At 45.2% G+C, this 19,673-nt stretch carries 9 protein-coding genes and 1 pseudogene; all 10 read left to right on the forward strand.

Annotated features, from left to right (window positions below):
• The first annotated feature begins 2 nt into the window (after nt 1-2).
• Nucleotides 3-8,969, forward strand: coding sequence for an SDR family NAD(P)-dependent oxidoreductase (locus D829_RS32270; RefSeq protein WP_017686946.1), 8,967 nt, complete (start codon nt 3-5; stop codon nt 8,967-8,969).
• Between the two features lie 21 nt (nt 8,970-8,990).
• Nucleotides 8,991-9,848, forward strand: coding sequence for a 3-hydroxyacyl-CoA dehydrogenase family protein (locus D829_RS0100905; protein ID WP_206537055.1), 858 nt, complete (start codon nt 8,991-8,993; stop codon nt 9,846-9,848).
• A gap of 35 nt (nt 9,849-9,883) precedes the next feature.
• A complete protein-coding gene (locus D829_RS0100910) occupies nt 9,884-10,117 on the forward strand; it encodes an acyl carrier protein (protein ID WP_017686948.1) in 234 nt (77 codons plus the stop codon).
• 58 nt (nt 10,118-10,175) lie between these two features.
• A complete protein-coding gene (locus tag D829_RS0100915; protein ID WP_017686949.1) occupies nt 10,176-11,246 on the forward strand; it encodes an HAD-IIIC family phosphatase in 1,071 nt (356 codons plus the stop codon).
• Nucleotides 11,247-11,276: 30 nt separating this feature from the next.
• The gene (fabD, locus tag D829_RS0100920) at nt 11,277-12,551 is read left to right on the forward strand and encodes an ACP S-malonyltransferase (protein ID WP_017686950.1); all 1,275 of its coding nucleotides are present in this window, start codon (nt 11,277-11,279) and stop codon (nt 12,549-12,551) included.
• 87 nt (nt 12,552-12,638) lie between these two features.
• The gene (locus D829_RS0100925; protein ID WP_017686951.1) at nt 12,639-13,619 is read left to right on the forward strand and encodes an ABC transporter ATP-binding protein; all 981 of its coding nucleotides are present in this window, start codon (nt 12,639-12,641) and stop codon (nt 13,617-13,619) included.
• Complete coding sequence (locus D829_RS0100930; RefSeq protein ID WP_017686952.1) at nt 13,616-14,488, forward strand: ABC transporter permease; 873 nt, start codon at nt 13,616-13,618, stop codon at nt 14,486-14,488. Before D829_RS0100925 ends, D829_RS0100930 begins: the two co-directional genes overlap by 4 nt.
• A gap of 37 nt (nt 14,489-14,525) precedes the next feature.
• Entirely contained in the window at nt 14,526-18,209 is a 3,684-nt protein-coding gene (locus D829_RS0100935) for a non-ribosomal peptide synthetase (protein ID WP_017686953.1), read from the forward strand.
• A complete protein-coding gene (locus tag D829_RS0100940; protein ID WP_017686954.1) occupies nt 18,202-19,227 on the forward strand; it encodes a hypothetical protein in 1,026 nt (341 codons plus the stop codon). Before D829_RS0100935 ends, D829_RS0100940 begins: the two co-directional genes overlap by 8 nt.
• Nucleotides 19,228-19,329: 102 nt before the next feature.
• A pseudogene (locus tag D829_RS32730) lies at nt 19,330-19,540 on the forward strand (hypothetical protein); the annotation flags it as partial.
• Nucleotides 19,541-19,673: the final 133 nt, after the last annotated feature.

A 19,673-nucleotide genomic window follows, 5' to 3' on the forward strand; every position in this document is an offset into this window, starting at 1 on the left:
TTGTGGAGAAAGTCTACAAACATGTTGTTGAAAACATAGCCTCCGGCAAAATTGACAAAGTGACGGGGATTCAGGTCATCAATCTGCTGAAGCAGGAAGAAGCAAATCATCAAGAGGATATAGCAGTCATAGGCATGAGCCTTAAATTTCCCCATGCGAATCGTCCGGAGGAATACTGGCACATTGTTGAGCAGGGGATTGATTGCATAGGTGATTATCCATCTGATCGAAAATCTGTAACGGATGAGTACCTCAGACTAAGCGGATATTCAGACGAATTCCTTCAATATCTGGATGGTGCTTTTCTGGATGAAGTGGATCAATTCGATTATAAGTTCTTCCGTCTCTCGCCAAAAGAGGCCAGTCTGATGGACCCTTGTCATCGTTTATTTTTGCAAACAGCATGGCATGCCATCGAAGATGCCGGTTACGGCGGGCAAAGGCTTGCAGGAAGCAATACCGGCGTCTTTACCGGATTTGCCAATAGCAACAACTACAAGGAAATGATCAAGGATACCAACCCGGAAGAGTTGTCTATTGCGATGACTGGAAATATCGCGTCAATGCTTCCAACCCGCATCTCGTATCTGCTTAATCTAAAAGGACCGACCATGGTAGTGGATACTGCTTGTTCGTCCTCGTTAGTATCCGTTTATCTGGCTTGTAAATCGCTGATGAACGGGGATTGCAACATGGCGATTGCCGGAGGAGTTAAGCTGGATATTTTGCCAGTGGATAATGATTTTCTGAAGATTGGGATTGAATCCACCGACTACCGGACAAGAGCTTTTGATAAAGAAGCAGATGGGTCCGGTATGGGTGAAGGTGTGGCTGCAGTAATTTTGAAGCCGCTTCGTCAGGCTCAGAAGGATGGAGACCACATCTATGGTGTCATTAAAGGCATCGCCTTGAATCAGGATGGAACATCCATGGGCATCACGGCCCCCAATCCGGTTGCTCAATCCGAAGTAATCGAGGAAGCGTGGAAGCGAGCAGGCATCCACCCGGAATCCCTGGCCTATATTGAAACCCATGGAACAGGAACGAATCTGGGTGACCCTATCGAGATTCAGGGGCTGGAACGTGCTTTTCGAAAATATACGAATAAAAAGCAATTTTGTGCAATTGGTTCGGTGAAAACCAATGTTGGGCATCTGTATGAAACAGCAGGTATGGCCAGTCTGATTAAAGGACTTTTATCATTGTATCATCGGAAACTCCCGCCTTCCCTTCATTTTAATTATCCAAACCTGAATATTGATTTCGGGAATTCACCCGTCTATGTCAATACAAGGTTAAGAGAGTGGGAGCGAGGTGCTGATCCGCGTAGATGCGGGATAAGTACATTTGGTTTGAGCGGAACAAATTGTCATATCGTGCTGGAAGAAGCTCCTGTACAGGCCACTTTGACCGTTACGCATGATGGGCATACGGGTGTTCATCCATTCACGTTGTCTGCGGGATCAGATCATGGAATTCAAGTTCTGATGAAACAGTATCTGGACGGAGTATCTGCCTTCTCCGACAGGTATTCATTACTGGATGTGTGTCGAACAGCCAATGCATGTCGCGGACATTATGCTCACCGAGTGATCATTTTGGCTGAACATTTGGAGGATTTGCGCATTAAGTTGACCCAGGTTATATCTGGAGACATTCACACGTTCACAGCACCTTGGTTTCATTATGGGGAACACCGACTGATCAGCGACAATCGGGAAGTTTCAGGGGGACATGATATTACCCAGAAAAACGTTCGTGCGTTAAGTGAAGAGGTCCGGCATGAATTGAACCAGATGAATGAGGCTACATTCGACTGGGGGCGCCTGTGTACTCTTTACGTGCAAGGGGCATCCGTGGACTGGTGGCGTCTGTATGAGGGCAAGTCTACGAAGACCGTACCTCTGGCGGGTTATCCCTTTGATCCACAGAAATGCTGGATTGACATGGGAAGCAGACCTGCAGAAGAGAGTGTCCACCAGGACAACGGATTGTTTTCTCTCACGTGGCATGAGCTTCAGGGAGAGTACGAGGATAACGAAGTTCATTCAAGCGAGAGAGTTGTACTCTTTACGGCTGATGACAAAGGTGGGGCTGACCTTGCATTGCTTTTGCAACAATCGGGTAAGGACGTCATTATGGTTTGCCCGGGAGATTGCTTTGAACAGAGACACGATAGTGATTTTCGAATTGGTTCAAAAGAGGTCGATTTTGATTCTTTAGTCAATGCTTTGGATTCAAAATCATGGTCACAGGTCATCTACGCACCTACCTTTGCTTCGGACACTTCTGTTCAGAATCTGGTGGAGTTGAATGAATCACAGGAACGCGGCGTTTACAGCCTGCTGTATCTGGTTCGTTCATTGACCAGACATGGTATTGATTATGATATGGATATGGTGATTTTGACCCAATGTGTCCATCATGTCACAGGCAAAGAACAGGTTCTTAGACCCGAGCTCGCACCGCTAGAAGGTCTTGCCAAGGTCATACGCAAGGAGCATCTGAACATACAATGTCGAGTTATCGACCTGGAAGATATGCTATGGAGCAATGGGAGTGCAGAGTCTGTTTTCAGAAAAACAGATCACTTCCTTACCGCCATTCGAGCCGGAAAACGGTATGTTCAGTCATTCGGTACATTCCAGCCTGTTGCAGAGTCGGACAGTAACAATGGACAATTTCCGGCTCTTCATTCAGAAGGGATATATCTTGTGTCTGGTGGAGCTGGAGGTATCGGGATTGAAGTATCCAAATATTTGGCTGGCAGGGACAAGGTACATCTGGCCTGGATTAATCGTACTGCCTTTCCACCCCGGAGAACATGGGAAGTAATTTTGGAAGCACAGCAGGATCAGTCGTTATGCCGAAAGATTCAGGGAGTTCTTGATATTGAAAATATGGGAGCTATCGTTGAAATATACAGCGCTGACATTTCCAAAAAAGAAGAGGTAGTTCCAATTGTAGAAGAGCTGCGTCAACGTCATGGGAAGATCCGGGGGGTTATCCATGGTGCGGGAATCGGAAGATCCGACTTATTGATGAATCGTACGGATGACCAGTTTAAAAGCATCTTCAACCCGAAGGTGATGGGTACACGTATTTTGGATGAAGTTACCCATTCGGATGATCTGGACTTCTTTATTCTGTTTTCTTCGGTAGCAACGATGTTTAGCGGAGCCGTTCAAGGAGATTATACCGCAGCCAATGCTTATCTGGATGCCTACGGTGAATATCGGAACAAGCTTGGCAGAAGGACACATGTGGTGAACTGGACGACCTGGAAAGAAACCGGCATGGCCCTTGAAGGTGGTTTCACAATCGATACCATTTTTAAGACGTTGCCAACGGGTAAGGCTCTTGAAGGGTTTGAGCAGGTGTTATCCCATAATGTACCGAGAGCACTTGTAGGTTATCTCAATTATGAGAACGGTGGAGTCTTCCTGCTCGAAAAATCAGGGGTGATGCTATCTCCTGTGCTGACTGCACAAATTGAACTATTCAAGGAAAAAAAGAAGCAGGAAAAAGCGAACAAAGCAAAGAGTGTAACGACAAATCCAGCAGGAGAAGTAAGTCTGACAGGAAATCTCAACGAAGAGTTTAGTGATACGGAAAAACGTGTGGCCGAATGTTGCAGAAAAATATTGGGTTTTGATCAAATTGATATTCACGACAACTTCTTTGAACTAGGTGCGGACTCTATTCTGCTGATGAAAATTCAAAGTGAGATTGAACGGATTTTTCCAGGAGCCATTAATGTTACGGACCTGTTCGAATACTCCAATGTTCATCATCTCGCAAAATTTATCGGTGGAAAAAACAAGAAGGAGGAACAGCGTCCTTCTCCCGCGATGCATCTCAAGAAGCGTACTGCGGCGGAACGAGATGGAGATATTGCGATTATCGGCATGGCTGTGAATGTGCCGCTTGCGTCCACACCTGAGGAGCTATGGGAACATCTCGTCAACGGCACGGATCTGGTTCGGTCGTTTCCGGAATCGAGAAAAGTGGATATTGACAAGCATTTTGCGTTCACAGGTCATGACCTTGTACAGATGAAATACAACGAGAACGCGTATCTGGAGGACATAGACAAGTTTGATGCAGGTTTCTTTCGGTTATCACCCAAGGAAGCAAGTCTTATGGATCCCAATCAGCGATTATTTCTTGAAGCTGCGTGGACTGCAATTGAGGATGCAGGGTATGGCGGTACCAGATTGAGTGGTAGTAAAACAGGCGTATATCTGGGATATGCGGCAACCTTGCGAGATCTGTATGCACGTCTCTTATATGAAGTTGATCCTGGGAGCGGATCAAGCTCCATGGTGGGTAATCTGACAGCAATGATGTCTGCCCGGATCTCATATTTATTGGATCTAAAGGGTCCAAGTATGGTTATTGATACGGCCTGTTCATCTTCATTGGTGTCTGTAGACATGGCTTGCAAAGCTATTCGTAGCGGACAAATTGATTATGCACTGGCTGGCGGAATCAAGATTAACCTGTGCCCGGTGGATGATGAAAATATGAAACTTGGCATCGAGTCTACAGATCATCGCTCCAAAGCTTTTGATGATGAAGCAGATGGAGCAGGTATTGGAGAAGGGGTTGCAGTGGTACTGCTGAAATCACTTCAGCAGGCATTGGATGACCATGATTCGATCCATGCTGTAATTAAAGGCGGGGCTGTGAATCAGGATGGCAGTTCAATAGGCATCACGGCACCTAATCCGGCATCTCAAACAGAGGTAATTATATCTGCTTTGGAGGATGCAGGAGTCGAACCGGAGACAATCACCTACATTGAAACACATGGCACGGGCACGACATTGGGAGATCCGATTGAAATTAAGGGCATATCCGATGCACTGTCGAGCTACACAGATCGCAAGCAGTTCTGTGCGGTGAGTTCCATCAAGACAAACTTGGGGCATTCTTCGGAGGCTGCTGGAGTGATTAGTTTGGTGAAGGCGGTCATGGCGCTGCGTGAGAAAAAGCTGCCTCCGACACTGTTCTTTAATCGACCTAATCGAATTATTGAATTTTCCAATTCACCGGTCTTTGTGAATACCCGTCTGCGTACTTGGCATTCCGAGGAAGGACCGCGACGTTGTGGGATCAGCGCGTTCGGGATTAGTGGAACCAATTGTCACGTTATCCTGGAAGAGGCCCCGGTACAGACATTTGTCCAAGCAGAGGAACGCAGACCTTATATTTTGCCTCTTTCCGCCAAGAGTAAAGACTCTCTGTCCAGATTGATCGCAGCTTATCATGATTATCTCGATAGTTACGATGAACTGGATTTGTTAAGCCTGTGCGGAACAGCCGCTCAGGGAAGAGGACACTACAAATTGCGTATCGCCATTGCTTTTAAAGACAAAGAAGAGCTGGTAGCCCGATTGGACAAGCTGCGTGGATGCCCGTTTAGCGAGATTAAACCGACCGTTGCTTATGCATCTGAACATCGAATGGTGCCTGAGACGAAGGAGCCGGGTGTTGGCGAATTGACGGAACAAAAACTTCGTGAATTAAACGAGCAGTCAGACAGGGTACTGAAGCTCATTAACGAGCACGGATGGGAAGATCAGCACTTGGAGGAAATATCGATTCTTTATACACAGGGAGCCGATATTGACTGGTCCAGATTGTACGCAGAAGAGGAAACCTTCCGGCTCCATCTTCCAACGTATCCTTACGAGCGCAATCGTTGCTGGATTGATATTCCCGAACGAGTTGCGGTTCAACCATCCGTTGTGCAGAAGGAAGAACCAACGATGCATTACACCATTGGCTGGGTGGAAGCGACTAATCCTGAGAGGCTCATTCCGAATCCGCAAACCGTCTTGCTTTTGAAGGGGACAATTCCGTTATGTGACAGTCTCTCTCGGGAACTTACTGAACGTGGAGCACATGTAATTGAAGTTACTCTTGGTGCAACATATGCGAAGATCTCTCCGGTTCATTATCAGATCGATGGTTCGGAGGAGCAGTATCTGCAATTATTGAAGGCTACGAAGAACCACAGAATAGATCAGATTATTCACACCTTTACCATAAATGGTCATACAGCACCCGAGAGTCCGAAGGAACTCGAGGATGCCTTATGCCGAGGTGTGCATAGCTTGTTTTACCTCACAAAAGCCATTGTGGGTGCAGGATTGCGAAATCGAATGCGCATTGTTCTGTTATCCCAGTACGTTCACGAAGTTAGCGGCCACGAATCACATCTTGCTCCTGAATATGCAACGATGTTTGGGCTGGGCAAAGCGATTGGACAAGAGCATCCTCAGCTGGAATGCAAGGTCATGGATATAGATGATGACACCGCTATTCCTATTTTGCTTAATGCAATGAATGCAGATGATGTTTTCTACTCCACTGCTTATCGGAAGGGTCAACGATATGTGGAAGAGTTTAGGAAGACAGATCTGTCGGGAGCTGAGCTCTCTGATATAACCATTAAGGAGCAGGGGATCTATCTCATCACCGGTGGAATGGGCGGCATTGGCCGAGCATTCGCAGAACATTTTGCCAACAGACACAACGTTACCTTGATTCTTGCAGGCAGATCGGATTTCCCTGATCGGGAAACATGGCCAGCCATTTTGGAGGATAACAAGGATCTGGAGCAATGCAACAAAATTAAATGGATACATTCGATTGAGAACAAAGGTTCCACAGTAGGTCTCTACAGCGTGGATACAGGTGATCTTCAACAAGTATCAAGACTCATGGAGAACATCAGAGAGCAGTACGGCAAAGTGGATGGCATTGTTCATGGAGCAGGGGTAGCCGGTGAAGGATTCCTTGCGTCCAAGGATGCGGAGACCTTTAACCGTGTGTTGCTTCCGAAAGTCCAGGGAACCTGGAATATGGATCAGGCAACAGCCCACGACTCTCTGGATTTTCTTGTTCTGTTCTCAACTACTTCAACATTATTCAGCTCTCCGGGTCAAGGAGATTATTCAGCAGCGAATAGTTATCTGGATGCTTATGCAGCGTATCGCAATCGCAGGGGCGGACGAACGTTAACGATCAATTGGGTGGCCTGGAAAGAGACCGGGATGGCCAAAGATTTTGGCGTAAATGATGACATGGTGTTCAAGTCTGTTTTAACAAAGTCTGCATTAAAGGCCTTTGACCAGGCTTTTCAGCGTAAAGTGCCTCGATCTATCATCGGCGAACTGAATTATGATTCGGAATATATGGCCTACGTAGGTGACATGCCAATGATGATGTCGGAGGAAGTATACAACACGATTCAGGATCAAAGTGCCAGCGTGATTGCTGAAGTGGAGATGAGAAAGGCAACGCTGAACAAAGAAGTCTTGTTACACGGCCGCAATGATGGTCAATATACAGCCATGGAACAGATGTTATCCCGGATTTGGTCACTTCATTTGGGACTGACAGAAATGGATCTGTATGATGATTTTTACGAATATGGTGGAGATTCCATTATTGGGCTCAAGATGGCATCGGATATATACAGGGAAACGGGGATACAGGTTAATCCCTCGGATGTGCTGCAATATCCGACGATCTGGGGACTGGGAGTTCACCTGCAATCTCTGGTCGATGTGGAGAATGCAACAGTCGGACAACAGTCTATCCCTCATGCAGAAGCCAAAGAAAAATATCCACTTTCATCAGCTCAAAAAAGGATATTCTACCTTTGCACTCAGGACCCGGACAACATCAGCTATAACCTGAACAAAGCGTTGATTATGGAGGGGAATTTTGACCCATTCACGTTGAACGGTTATATGAACACTCTGATTCAGCGCCATGAATCGTTCCGTACATCATTTCACTGGGAACAAGGAGAGCCGATTCAGAGAATTCACGAGAACGTGGATTTTTCGATCGAAACGTTGCCAGATGTCATTCGTGGAACGGAAGCAGTGGAAGATGTAGTGAAGCAGTTTGTCCGACCGTTTGATCTGGAAGCGGCACCGTTGATTCGCATGATTGTCGGTTCGTTGGATGACGGTCGTCATCTGTTGATGTTCGATGTGCATCACTTGGTTACAGATGGTATGTCGATGGACAATATGATGCACGAAATCACGTCAATGTACAGTGGTTCACCTCTACCTGATATTCCTTATCAGTACAGGGATTACTCGGAGTGGAGCAACCATTATCAGCAATCGGATTCGATTGAATCACAGGAAGCCTTCTGGCTGGAAACGCTGAAGGGGCCATTGCCCACACTGCAACTTCCAACAGACTTTTCACGGCCTGATCGAAAAACCTATGATGGAGCCAAAATGACTTTTTATGCCGACGGAGTACTCACTACTCGTATAGGCAAGCTCGGAGCACGTACAGGAACCACGCTATACATGTTGCTCTTATCCGCCTTAAATGTCCTATTGCATAAATATACGAACCAGAGTGATATACTCATTGGTTCACCTGTAACGGGTCGCCAACAGGGTAACTTTGATGCCACCATTGGCATGTTTGTGAATACAATCGTCCTGAGAAACGAACCTGTGCCTGATGACTCATTCAGGGAGTTACTTCTGGACGTGAAGCAGCGTACGTTATCGGCTTTTGCGCATCAGGACTGTCAATTCGACCGAATTGTACAGCTTGTGAATAGTACACGTGATCCGAGCAGAAATCCGCTGTTTGATGTGTATTTTGCACTGCAAAATGTTGGGATGTACACCGGAGAGATTGAGGCTTTCAAAGGCACATTAATCGATTATGACAGTGGAGTTTCAAGGTTTGATCTGGCACTGGATGCGATTGAGCGGGACGGTACGATCGAGTTTATTCTGGAATATAATACAAGCTTGTTCTTGCCTAGCACAGCTGAATATGTCGCCAAAGATTTTGTGAAAATTCTTGAGATAATTTCAGAGCAGCCGGATACATTGATCTATGATATTGAAGTTGATCGTGTCACGGATATCACGGATGAAGTTGTGGATGAAGAAGTGAATTTCAATTTCTAGCCAGATCACAGAGGGGCGTTGATAGGAATGAAGGTTGGTGTAATCGGAGCAGGCGTCATGGGAAAAGGGGTTGCGCAGAGCCTTGCCCAGTCCCGGCACAACGTGGTTTTGATCGATGTGAGTGATGAAGTTTTGGATCAGGCGAGAACAGCCTTGTTTACCAATATCCGATTTTCGGGATTCTACAACAAGGATACCGAGGCCGAAGACCCGGAAACTGTGCTCTCGCGTGTGGAGTTTACGACACATTACGATTCGCTCAGCGATGCTGATTTTATTATTGAGAACGTGCCTGAACAATGGGATGTGAAAAAAGAGGTCTATGCACAGCTTGAAAACTATTGCCCCGATTCTTGTATTTATTTGGTCAATACATCATGCATTTCGATTACAAAAGTTGGTTCCAACACCAGACGGCCTGACAAGGTCATCGGTGTACATTTTATGAATCCGGTCCCATTAAAGCCCGTAGTCGAAGCTATTCAGGGTTATCACACTTCGGAGACAACGATTGAAGCGACCAGATCCTTGCTCCATACCATGGGCAAAGAAGCCATACTGGTACAAGATCTTCCCGGTTTTGTATCTAATCGAATATCCCATCTGCTCATGAATGAAGCTGCCTTTGTCGTTCAGGATCAGGTAGCTTCACCGGAAGAGGTTGATGACATATTCGTCAAATGTTTCGGACATAAGATGGGCCCGCTTCACACAGCGGATTTGATTGGTTTGGATACTGTGGTTCATTCATTGGATGTACTCTATGAGAGTTATCAGGACCCGAAATACAGAGTATGTCCCTTGCTTCGCAAGATGGTGGATGCCGGATTGTTAGGAGCAAAAAGCGGTCAAGGCTTCTTTGAGCACGTGATTCTGTAAGTGTATCGACTATAAATTATACGAGGTGACTGTGCATGGAGTCCAAAGTCAAAGTAAAAACATTTCTGAGTCGTTTCTATCGCAAACGTGAAATTCAGGATGATGAGGATATTTTTGAATTGGGTTTTGCCAATTCCCTGTTTGCGATGCAGATGGTGATGTTTCTGGAGAAAGAATTCAACATTCGGATTGAGACCCAGGATATGGATCTGAGCAACTTCCGTACCTTGAACAAGATTAATGAACTGATTGAACGAAAGACAGCATAGACTGCCTGACGGGCTTGAAGCAATAGTTTGGAACAATATGCCAAGGAGGGGTTCAGGTATGGGTGATCCATCGGTAAGTTCGGTAATGGACAAGCAAAAACAAGAGAAGGTGAAGCTGGTCGTCTGGGATCTGGATAATACAATCTGGGAAGGTGTCCTGCTGGAAGATGAGAATGTTGTCTTGAGAGAAGGAATTATTGATGTGATCCGGACACTGGACGAGCGTGGGGTCCTGCAATCCATCGCCAGTAAAAATGACCATCAGACAGCCATGGAGAAGCTTGAGGAATTCGGAATTCATGAGTATTTCCTATACCCCCAGATTCACTGGAATTCCAAGTCGAGCTCCATTCAATCCATCATAACTTCCATTAATATTGGAGCGAATACGGTTGCTTTTGTGGATGATCAGATGTTTGAGCTGGAAGAGGTACAGTTTGAGCATGCTGAAGTTCGATGCATAGATGCTGCCCAGTACCTGGACATTCCCGACATGGAGATGATGAATCCCCGTTTTATTACGGAGGACTCCAGACTTCGCCGTTTAATGTACAAAAGCGATGAGATCCGTAATAAGGCGGAAGATGAATTCACAGGTCCCAAAGATGACTTTTTGGCTTCACTTGGCATGACATTTACGATTTCACCCCTCAAGGGAGATGATTTGCAGCGTGCAGAAGAGTTGACGGTGCGGACTCATCAGCTGAACACTACAGGGTATACCTATTCCTATGAAGATCTGGAACAACTCAGTCAATCTCCTAATCACATACTTCTCATTACAGGACTGGAAGACAAGTATGGAGCATATGGAAAAATTGGACTCGCTTTGCTTGAGATGGAAGAGGAGTACTGGACCGTGAAGCTGCTGCTGATGTCTTGCCGTGTAATGTCACGAGGGGTAGGCACGATTCTCATGAATTATATCCTGGAACAGGCGAAAGAAGCCGGGGTCAAGATACGGGCTGAATTCAAAATGACCGATCGTAATCGGATGATGTATCTGACCTATAAATTTGGCGGATTCAAAGAAATCCATCAGGAAGAGGACCTTGTCATTTTTGAACATGACATGAGCTATATTCAGAAAATTCCTTCATATGTGGAACTGAACATTATTAATAATTAATACACCAACCCTATTAATGGAGGTTACGACATGGAAAAAATAGCACTGCTGTTTCCGGGACAAGGTTCTCAGTATGTAGGTATGGGAAAGAGTTTCTATGATCAATATAGCATTGCCAAGCAAACGTACGAGGAAGCGAGTGACGTTGCAGGTGTGGATCTGGCAAAACTATGTTTTGAAGGAAGTCTATCTGAACTGAATCAGAATGAGAACATGCAACCTGCTCTTCTGGCAACGAATGTAGCGGCATTCAGAGTGTATATGGAAGAAGTGGGGATTCGACCACAATTCTGTGCAGGTCACAGTATGGGTGAATATTCGGCGTTGGTATGTTCAGGCGCCATGACATTTTCCGATGCTGTTCGAATCACCAAATTGCGTGGTGCAATGATGCAGATTCATATTGATCGGGGCACAGGATCAATGACCATTATGGACGGTATTGACGCATCCATCGTGGAGCAACTCTGTGAACAATACAGCGGCGAGCAGGGTGTAGCTGTAGTCTCCTGTTATAATTCGCCAACACAAGCTGCCGTATCCGGTCATCAATACGTACTGGAGGAGATCGAAGCAGCTGTATTGGATGCCGATGGTCAGGTTACTCCCCTAATGTCGAGTGCACCCATTCATAGTTCGCTGATGGCGGAAGATGCAGAGCGGCTCGGCCAAGAACTGGCAAAGTATTCGTACAATATGTTCAAATGGCCGGTACTATCCAATGTTACAGGTCAACCTTATGGTGATGTGGAGCGAATTCCGGGATTGCTGTCAGATCAGATGGTCAAACCTGTGCAATGGACACGGATTCTTCAATACCTTGAGCGTTTTGGTGTCACACTTGCCATCGAAATGGGACCCAAAAATGTACTGAACAAATTGACCAAAACGAACTGTCCTGATATCAATTCGCTCTGCTTTGGCGAAAAAGCGGAACGTCAAAAATTGATCAGCATGTTTCAATCGGATGGCAAGAAGAAAAAAGGAGTACCCACAGTCATAACTAAATGTTTAGCAATTGCAGTGGCAACACCGAACCAGAATTGGGATGAAGCAGAGTATCAACAAGGTGTTGTTCAGCGTTACAAACGAATTCAGGCAATTCAGGAGCAGGTTGAAAATGCGGGGGACAAACCCTCAAAAGAGCAAATGATAAAAGCGTTGGAACTGCTCAAGGGCATCTTTGAAACTAAAAAGTTACCTGTTAAAGAAAGAAATCAGTGGATGAATCATATCATTGATGATACTGGACATCACTACGAACTGGCGGAGTATCTGGTACACGAAGCTGTCGGCGTAAAGTGATTACATTAGGGGCGAAATGCGCTGCAATAGCGTATTCGCCCTTCCATGAATTCAGCAATACAGGCAATACATAAAGGGGGAGAACAAGTGAGAGTACTATCCGCTGAGAACGTCACTAAGTCCTATGGTAAACACCTAGCGTTAGATAACATGTCCTTTGAGCTTCGCAAGGGTGAGATCCACACAATTCTGGGAACCAACGGTTCTGGTAAAACAACATTTATTAAAGTCCTGGCGACTCTGTTGACCAAGGACTCCGGAATTGTCAATATCGGCGGCTACGATTTGGATACCGATGCGAACATCATCAGGAGACTAATCGGATACGTGGGTCAAGATACTGAACGCTCTGCTTATGCGAGATTAACTGTTCGAGAGAACTTGATATTCTTTGGAAGACTTACCGGACTTAGCAAGCAAGAGATTTCTAACCAGATTGACAAATTAAGTACGTATCTGGATTTCTCGGAACATCTGAACAAGCAATTTATGCAATTATCGGGAGGCCAAAAGCAAACCGTTGTCATTATGCGAGCCCTGCTGCATGATCCCGAAGTGATATATCTGGATGAACCGACCAAGGGCCTGGACCCCGTGATCTCCAGACGTGTACGTGAGTTCATTAAAAGTTATGTACGGGATGAGGGGAAATCCATTATTCTGACCTCTCACATTCTGACTGAGGTAGAGGACATGACGGACCGGGTGTCCCTGATGCGCAAAGGAACGCTCCTTAAAACAGGTACAATTGCCGAACTAAAATCCAATCTGGGCGCAGTCGAATTCATCGACATTCCCAGAGCAGACTTGCCCCCTTCCATTCAGGAGCGAATCACTGCTCTGCCGGAGGTAACTTCCACCATTATTCGTGAGGAGGAAGACACGGTTTCCTTCGGAATCACGAACCTGTACGACGGGATGGGCGCGGTTATTAGTGAATTAAAAGAAGGCAATATCCATACGACCATTCAGCATAGACAACTAACACTTGAAGATTTGTTTGTTCAGCTCTATGTGAAGTCTGATGAAAATTTAGAGTACACATTGGCAGGAGGCAGAGAACAGTGAGTATCGAATATGCTAAAACCGGGACAGGTCAGGAAACGCTAAAGCTGCAAGCCATAGGTAAACCTACCGGATTTTTCGCCGTCGTGTGGGCAACAACCGTGAAGGAATTGCAGATTGCTGTAAGGTATCTGCCCAACTTCTTCGGTAACTTCCTACAGTTGGGTCTACGAGTACTCTTTTTCCTGCTGATGTCCACGTTTGTTGTATACGAGGGAGAGAATGTACTTCAAGGAGATAACCTGTTTATCTTTTATCTGGGTGCAATACTTGTATGGCTGTTCTACGGAGTAGCGTTAAACGCTCCGCTCGGCGCCGTGACGAATGATCTCCATAACGGCACATTGGAGTATCTGTACTGCAATCCAATCTCTCGTTATGCGTATTATGTAGGGACGGTTGTAGCCAGTGCATTGATGAATGTCATTGTGTTCATACCGATGTATATCCTGCTTGTTCTGTACGCAGGTCTCAACTTTGCTGAATCCATGATGATTCTAGTCACCTGTCTTGTGGTCATCGTTGCATTAATGGCGCTTGGCGTCATGATTGCACTACTGGGGATTCTGTACCGCCAGGTCTCATCCATTGTGGGTATTTTGTTTATCATGTTTGAATTTGTAGCAGGTGCTTATTTCCCAGTGGACCAGTTTCCGGCAGTCGTTCGTTGGATCGCATATCTCCTGCCTTATACCTGGGGGTATGATATGGTGCGTTATTACAGTTTCAAAACAGATTGGGTGCCCCTTGCACCGATCTGGATGGAATGGTGCATCCTCACCTTTTTTGCCATTTCGTATACAATCATCTCAATCGTTATGCTGCGCAAGGTAGAAAAGATGGCAAAGAAAAAAGGTCTCAACCTAATCTGATTATTCTTGATCCCAAAGAGAATGGGAGGCGTGCTAATTGTCAGCAGAGCCAGGTGCATTCATGCAAAATTTGCTATTATCGAGCCGAAAGTTCGAAGAGGAGAAGCAATATTGGCTAAACCATCTATCGGGGGACCTTCAATTCAGCATGTTCCCTAGTGAAAAAACGAGGGGAACATGGGGTGAGCAAGTGTTTGAGGAGATGCAATTTGCATTTCCTCAACCTATTTCAGAACAAATCTTTCGCATTTCCGGGAACACCGAAGCAGGGGCATTTATTCTTCTTCTGGCAGGTGTTACATACGTGTTACACCGTTACCTGGACAATGACGATATAACTGTGGGTATTCCCGCTTCGTCAGGTGCAGCAAATTCAAGTCAACTACGTGCTATTCGCATCAATTTCGGTGAAGAGTGTTCTTTTAAGGAACTCGTTCTTCAGCTCAGGACCCTTGTGGGTACAGCCAAAAAGTTTAACCATCTTTCGCTGGAGAAAATTCTTGAATTGCTTGGTCATGAGGGGACAGACTTGTCAAGGGTGGCCACTGTGGTTCGAATGGACAATATGCAGGAGAATATACAGGAAACAGGCCCCCTAGGCGATATGGTGTTTTCACTTCAAATGTCTAAAGTGGGGCTGGCGTTACGCATGAATTACAATGCCGCATTATATTCTCGAGAAACCATTGAACAGATCGTAGACCATGTGATGCATGTGCTCTCGATGTGTACAGCCCATCCAGATGAGGGATTACATCATATAAAGATGCTCTCGTTTAAGGAAGACCAGGTTATTCAACATCTGAATGATACGGAGATACGTTTTCCAGAAGCTCGTTCAATCATCCAGATGATCCAGTCTTGGTCTGCGCAACAGCCGGATATTCCCGCAGTGATCTGCGGAGATCATATTCTTACCTATCGAAGCTTGGATTGCAAATCAGATCAACTTGCGAAATACCTGTTAGCTCAGGGAGTAAGATCAGGTGCTATTGTAGGAATTCTGTTAACCCGATCGGAAGACATGCTCTTGGCTATGCTGGGTGTACTTAAGGCGGGGGCTGCTTACATGCCGATGGACCCCACATATGCAAATAATCGTTTGCAGTTCATGTTGGAGGATAGCCAGGCTGCGATTTTGCTAACGAAGCCCGATCTGATCGGCTCACTCATATACACAGGCCAAATAATCGATATTTCTCACATGGAAGAATGGGATGACCAACATATCTCACTGCCAGTTGTTTCGTCGGAGCAGTTGGCTTATTTGATATATACTTCAGGATCTACAGGCAGGCCAAAAGGGGTCATGATTGAACATCTGGCACTAAGAAACTTTGTGGAAGGTGTATCCCGCAGCATTCCTTTTGAAGCTGGCAAACGAATTCTCGCCCTCACAACATTCTCCTTTGATATCTTTGTACTGGAGACGCTCGGGGCACTCGCTAACGGGTTAACACTGATAATGGCGGTAGAGGAGGATCAGTTAAGTCCAAGCCGTATTGCGCATCTAATTGTTACTCTCAACATTGAATTAATACAAATAACTCCTTCTCGACTGCGGATGCTTCAGATTGGGCTTACAGTAGATTCACCGGTATGGAGCGTGATTCAAATATTGATGATCGGAGGGGAAGCTCTACCGTATGCCTTGTATGAGGAGGTCGCGGGGATGACCTCTGCCCGCATCTACAATATGTATGGCCCCACAGAAACAACAATATGGTCGAGCATTAAGGAACTTTCGCCTACCTCGACAATTTCGATTGGTTATCCGATTGCCAATACCCGTATTTATATTCTGGATAAGCGGAAGCGGCATATGCCAATCGGAGCAACGGGAGAATTATGCATCGCAGGAGATGGAGTAGCCAGAGGTTATTGGAACAGACCTGAGCTTACGGCCGAGAGGTTTGTAAAAGATCCTTTTCATGAAGGCGCTTATATGTATAAAACAGGAGATCTCGCACGTCTCAATGCTAATGGAGATCTGGAGTATCTGGGTCGTTCCGATTTTCAAGTGAAAATACGTGGTTATCGGATCGAACTCGGGGAGATCGAGAACAGGTTGCTCCAGTACCCGGCTATCTCGGCTGCTGCGGTCACAGTTCGGTCAGATCAGGATGGGCAGTCCCTGTTATGTGCCTACTACACAGTAACGGAGAGCCAAAGTCTCAATCAGGAGCAATTGCGATCTTTTTTGCTGACAGAGTTGCCTGAATATATGCTGCCCTCCAGATACACCATGTTGGATCATATGCCATATACGGCCAATGGGAAGTTGGACCGAAAAGCTCTTCCAGATCCTTTGCTCTTACAAGAAGAAGGGACAGATATTACACTTCCACGCAATGCATTAGAGCAGGTGCTCGCCGAATTGTGGTCGGATCTGTTGCAATTGAAAGAGATTGACGTTCATGCCCGCTTCTTCGAAATTGGAGGGCATTCACTAAATGTCATCAAACTTGAGGCCAATATGGAGAGGCAGAGTATTCCGCTTACTGCTGATGAAGTGATGCGGCATGAGACTATTGCATCACTGGCTGAAGTGCTTCGAAACAAGGGGTATGAAGCGGATGAGCATAACTCTGAAAAAGAGATCCTTCTTGAAGAGCAGGATATGCCAGAGACAGATGGAGCAATGGAGCAATTTATCGAAGAAGTCGGGGCAACAGCGGAAGCGGATCATCTTATCTTACATCATTCCCATAGGCCAATAGTTATCATCGCAGGAATAGAGCCGTTTAATGATGTCTTCTACAAAAACTGCTTCTATAATTCACTCTTTCCCGTATTAAACCTCTATTCTATTGGTGTACTGCCTGTGATGATCAACGACCGAATGCACTATAGATTCGATGAACATCAGGGGATACTCCGATTAGAGTATCAAGCTGTATTATCAGATGCCCAGCTAATTGAACGTATGGGGATAACTTATGAAACGAAGACCTACAGCGAGGATGTTCGAAAAGAGATTATAGAAGCGGTAAAGTTTAACCGCCCAGTAATTATCCGAGTGGACTGTTATTACGAGTCCTTGCGCAAAGACATGTATTTACGTACCCACTGGCCTCATTCCTTATTAATCTATGGGTATGATCTTCAGAGGCAAGTCTTCCATGTAATAGAACATGATCACCGGGACAATCTCACGTATCAACCGATGGAGATGCCTATGAATGATATTGTACAAGCTTACGAAGGATTCGTACGACTTTTCATGGAGGAAGAAGAAGTACCCACGTTCTACGCATTTTCAGCTTGTGAGACTGTCTCACAAACAAGAAACAATATCATGCTGGGAGAACTGCGAGACATCTTTATTGATCATGTGCGCGTTACACCGGGAGAGATTAATCAGGAAATGAGTCAACTGTGGTCCTTCATACAGAAGATGTATCAGTTCAATGAAGAAGATTCACCTGATATGGCCTATGCTGAACTTGTTCTCCAATCCATTGTAGACATTGTGAATGCCAAAAAGGTCGAAACCTATCGTATGCAACGGTTATATGAACATCATACCGATCTTGTTTCTGCTGCTCAGGCAATACAGGATCATTGGAGTGAGTTACGTAATGTGCTGGCGAAGGCGGTATATCGGGAGAATATGACACATAATCAGTGGAGAAAATTCACAAGCAAACTGGAAGCCATTCATGAACTGGAGAAGCATAGCTTAATAAATTGCTCAGGATTGGAGATCAGTCATGATTAAAAAATTGCAAATGAACGAGCCTTTAATGACTACCTACCCACATCACGCGAGTCTCTTTTCCATGCTGGATTTGGACAAGCGTTCACGTAGCTGGATTTATCATAATTTTCTATTGGTCATCCTGCATCACAATGATGAAGGGGGCTATGGATTGGACGTCTGTTCACAATATTATCCTTGGCACAAATTCAAAATGTCGACATGCCCCATGTTAATTACAAGGGTGTACGATAGAGATATGATTTTAAAACAGTGGGAACTGCAAGATTTTATAGTGGAACTAATTCAAAAGAATAATTATATTTATTTCCTGAGAAATATTCCTGGCGGTGGTAAACATGAGGTATTCATCTCTGGATTTGATTCGGATCGTAAAGAGTTTTTGTGCCATGATTTTTGGGATGGATTCTACGGTGAGAAATGGCTTCCCTATGATGAGATCACTGTTATTCAAGATTCGAATTTCGATGCTGAATGGTCTACTGATTACCTAAACGGAATATGGGCCATTGAAAAGACAGATGAGTATAAGGAACCAAGTGAATATTATTATGAAACGGTTCTCCAGTTTTCCAAAGAGGATCTAATGAATATCTTGAAAGAATACGTAGGAGAGACTAATCAAGTTCGCAGTATTCTGAGAAAGGATCACCGTTATCTTGGAAGTGAAATATACGATAAGATGATTGATATGCTGGGGATGCAGAAGGAAGGGATGCAAAATCAGCCGTTTGCTATACATCCTTTTCACCTGCTCTATGAACATAAACAACTGCTTGCTCAAGCCATACTTGACTTTCTCCCCGATCCTTCGATAAAAATAAGGTTGGAAGAGCTGGTTAGCGAAGCTTTAAAACTCCGTAATCTGGTCATGTATATGAATCAATTCATCATGGAGCAGGGTGTATACAAAAAGTATGATGTCATGCTTGATAAAATCATTGAATTGAAAAATATGGAATTGGCTATTATGAAACATGTATTCGAATACGAGTATCAATCACAGTTAGGACAATAATTAAATACGACGTATCGCCGATAAGATAGACTCATTCATTTAATTCTTGAATGGGTCTATTGAACTTTGCGGTCTATCCGGTGCTTAATGCGCTAATCATTAAATATGCTGATCTTCCCGGGCATCGGTCCCATTGTGAGCAGAACGGAGGAAGAGGCGGAGCAGAAGTATCAGGAAATTGCCGAACTGGTGAGTATTGATCAGGCGCTGAAAGCGCGGCCTGTTACGTACCGAGTATGAGCATGAGACACTGCGCGGTAATCTGGGTCTTGAGATTCCACGCAATCGATATACATTGGAGACGGTAAAATAAATAAAATCACAATGATGGTACATCGAACTTGCTTCCAGTTCATAATGCTTTAAATGCGATCCAGAAAGCCCCTATCCTAACGATCGACACGAAGAAACCAGCATGTCACCCATCATCTGGGGACTTGCTGGTT

The organism is Paenibacillus sp. PAMC 26794, assembly GCF_000316035.1.
In the GTDB taxonomy this organism is placed as follows: Bacteria; Bacillota; Bacilli; order Paenibacillales; family Paenibacillaceae; genus Paenibacillus.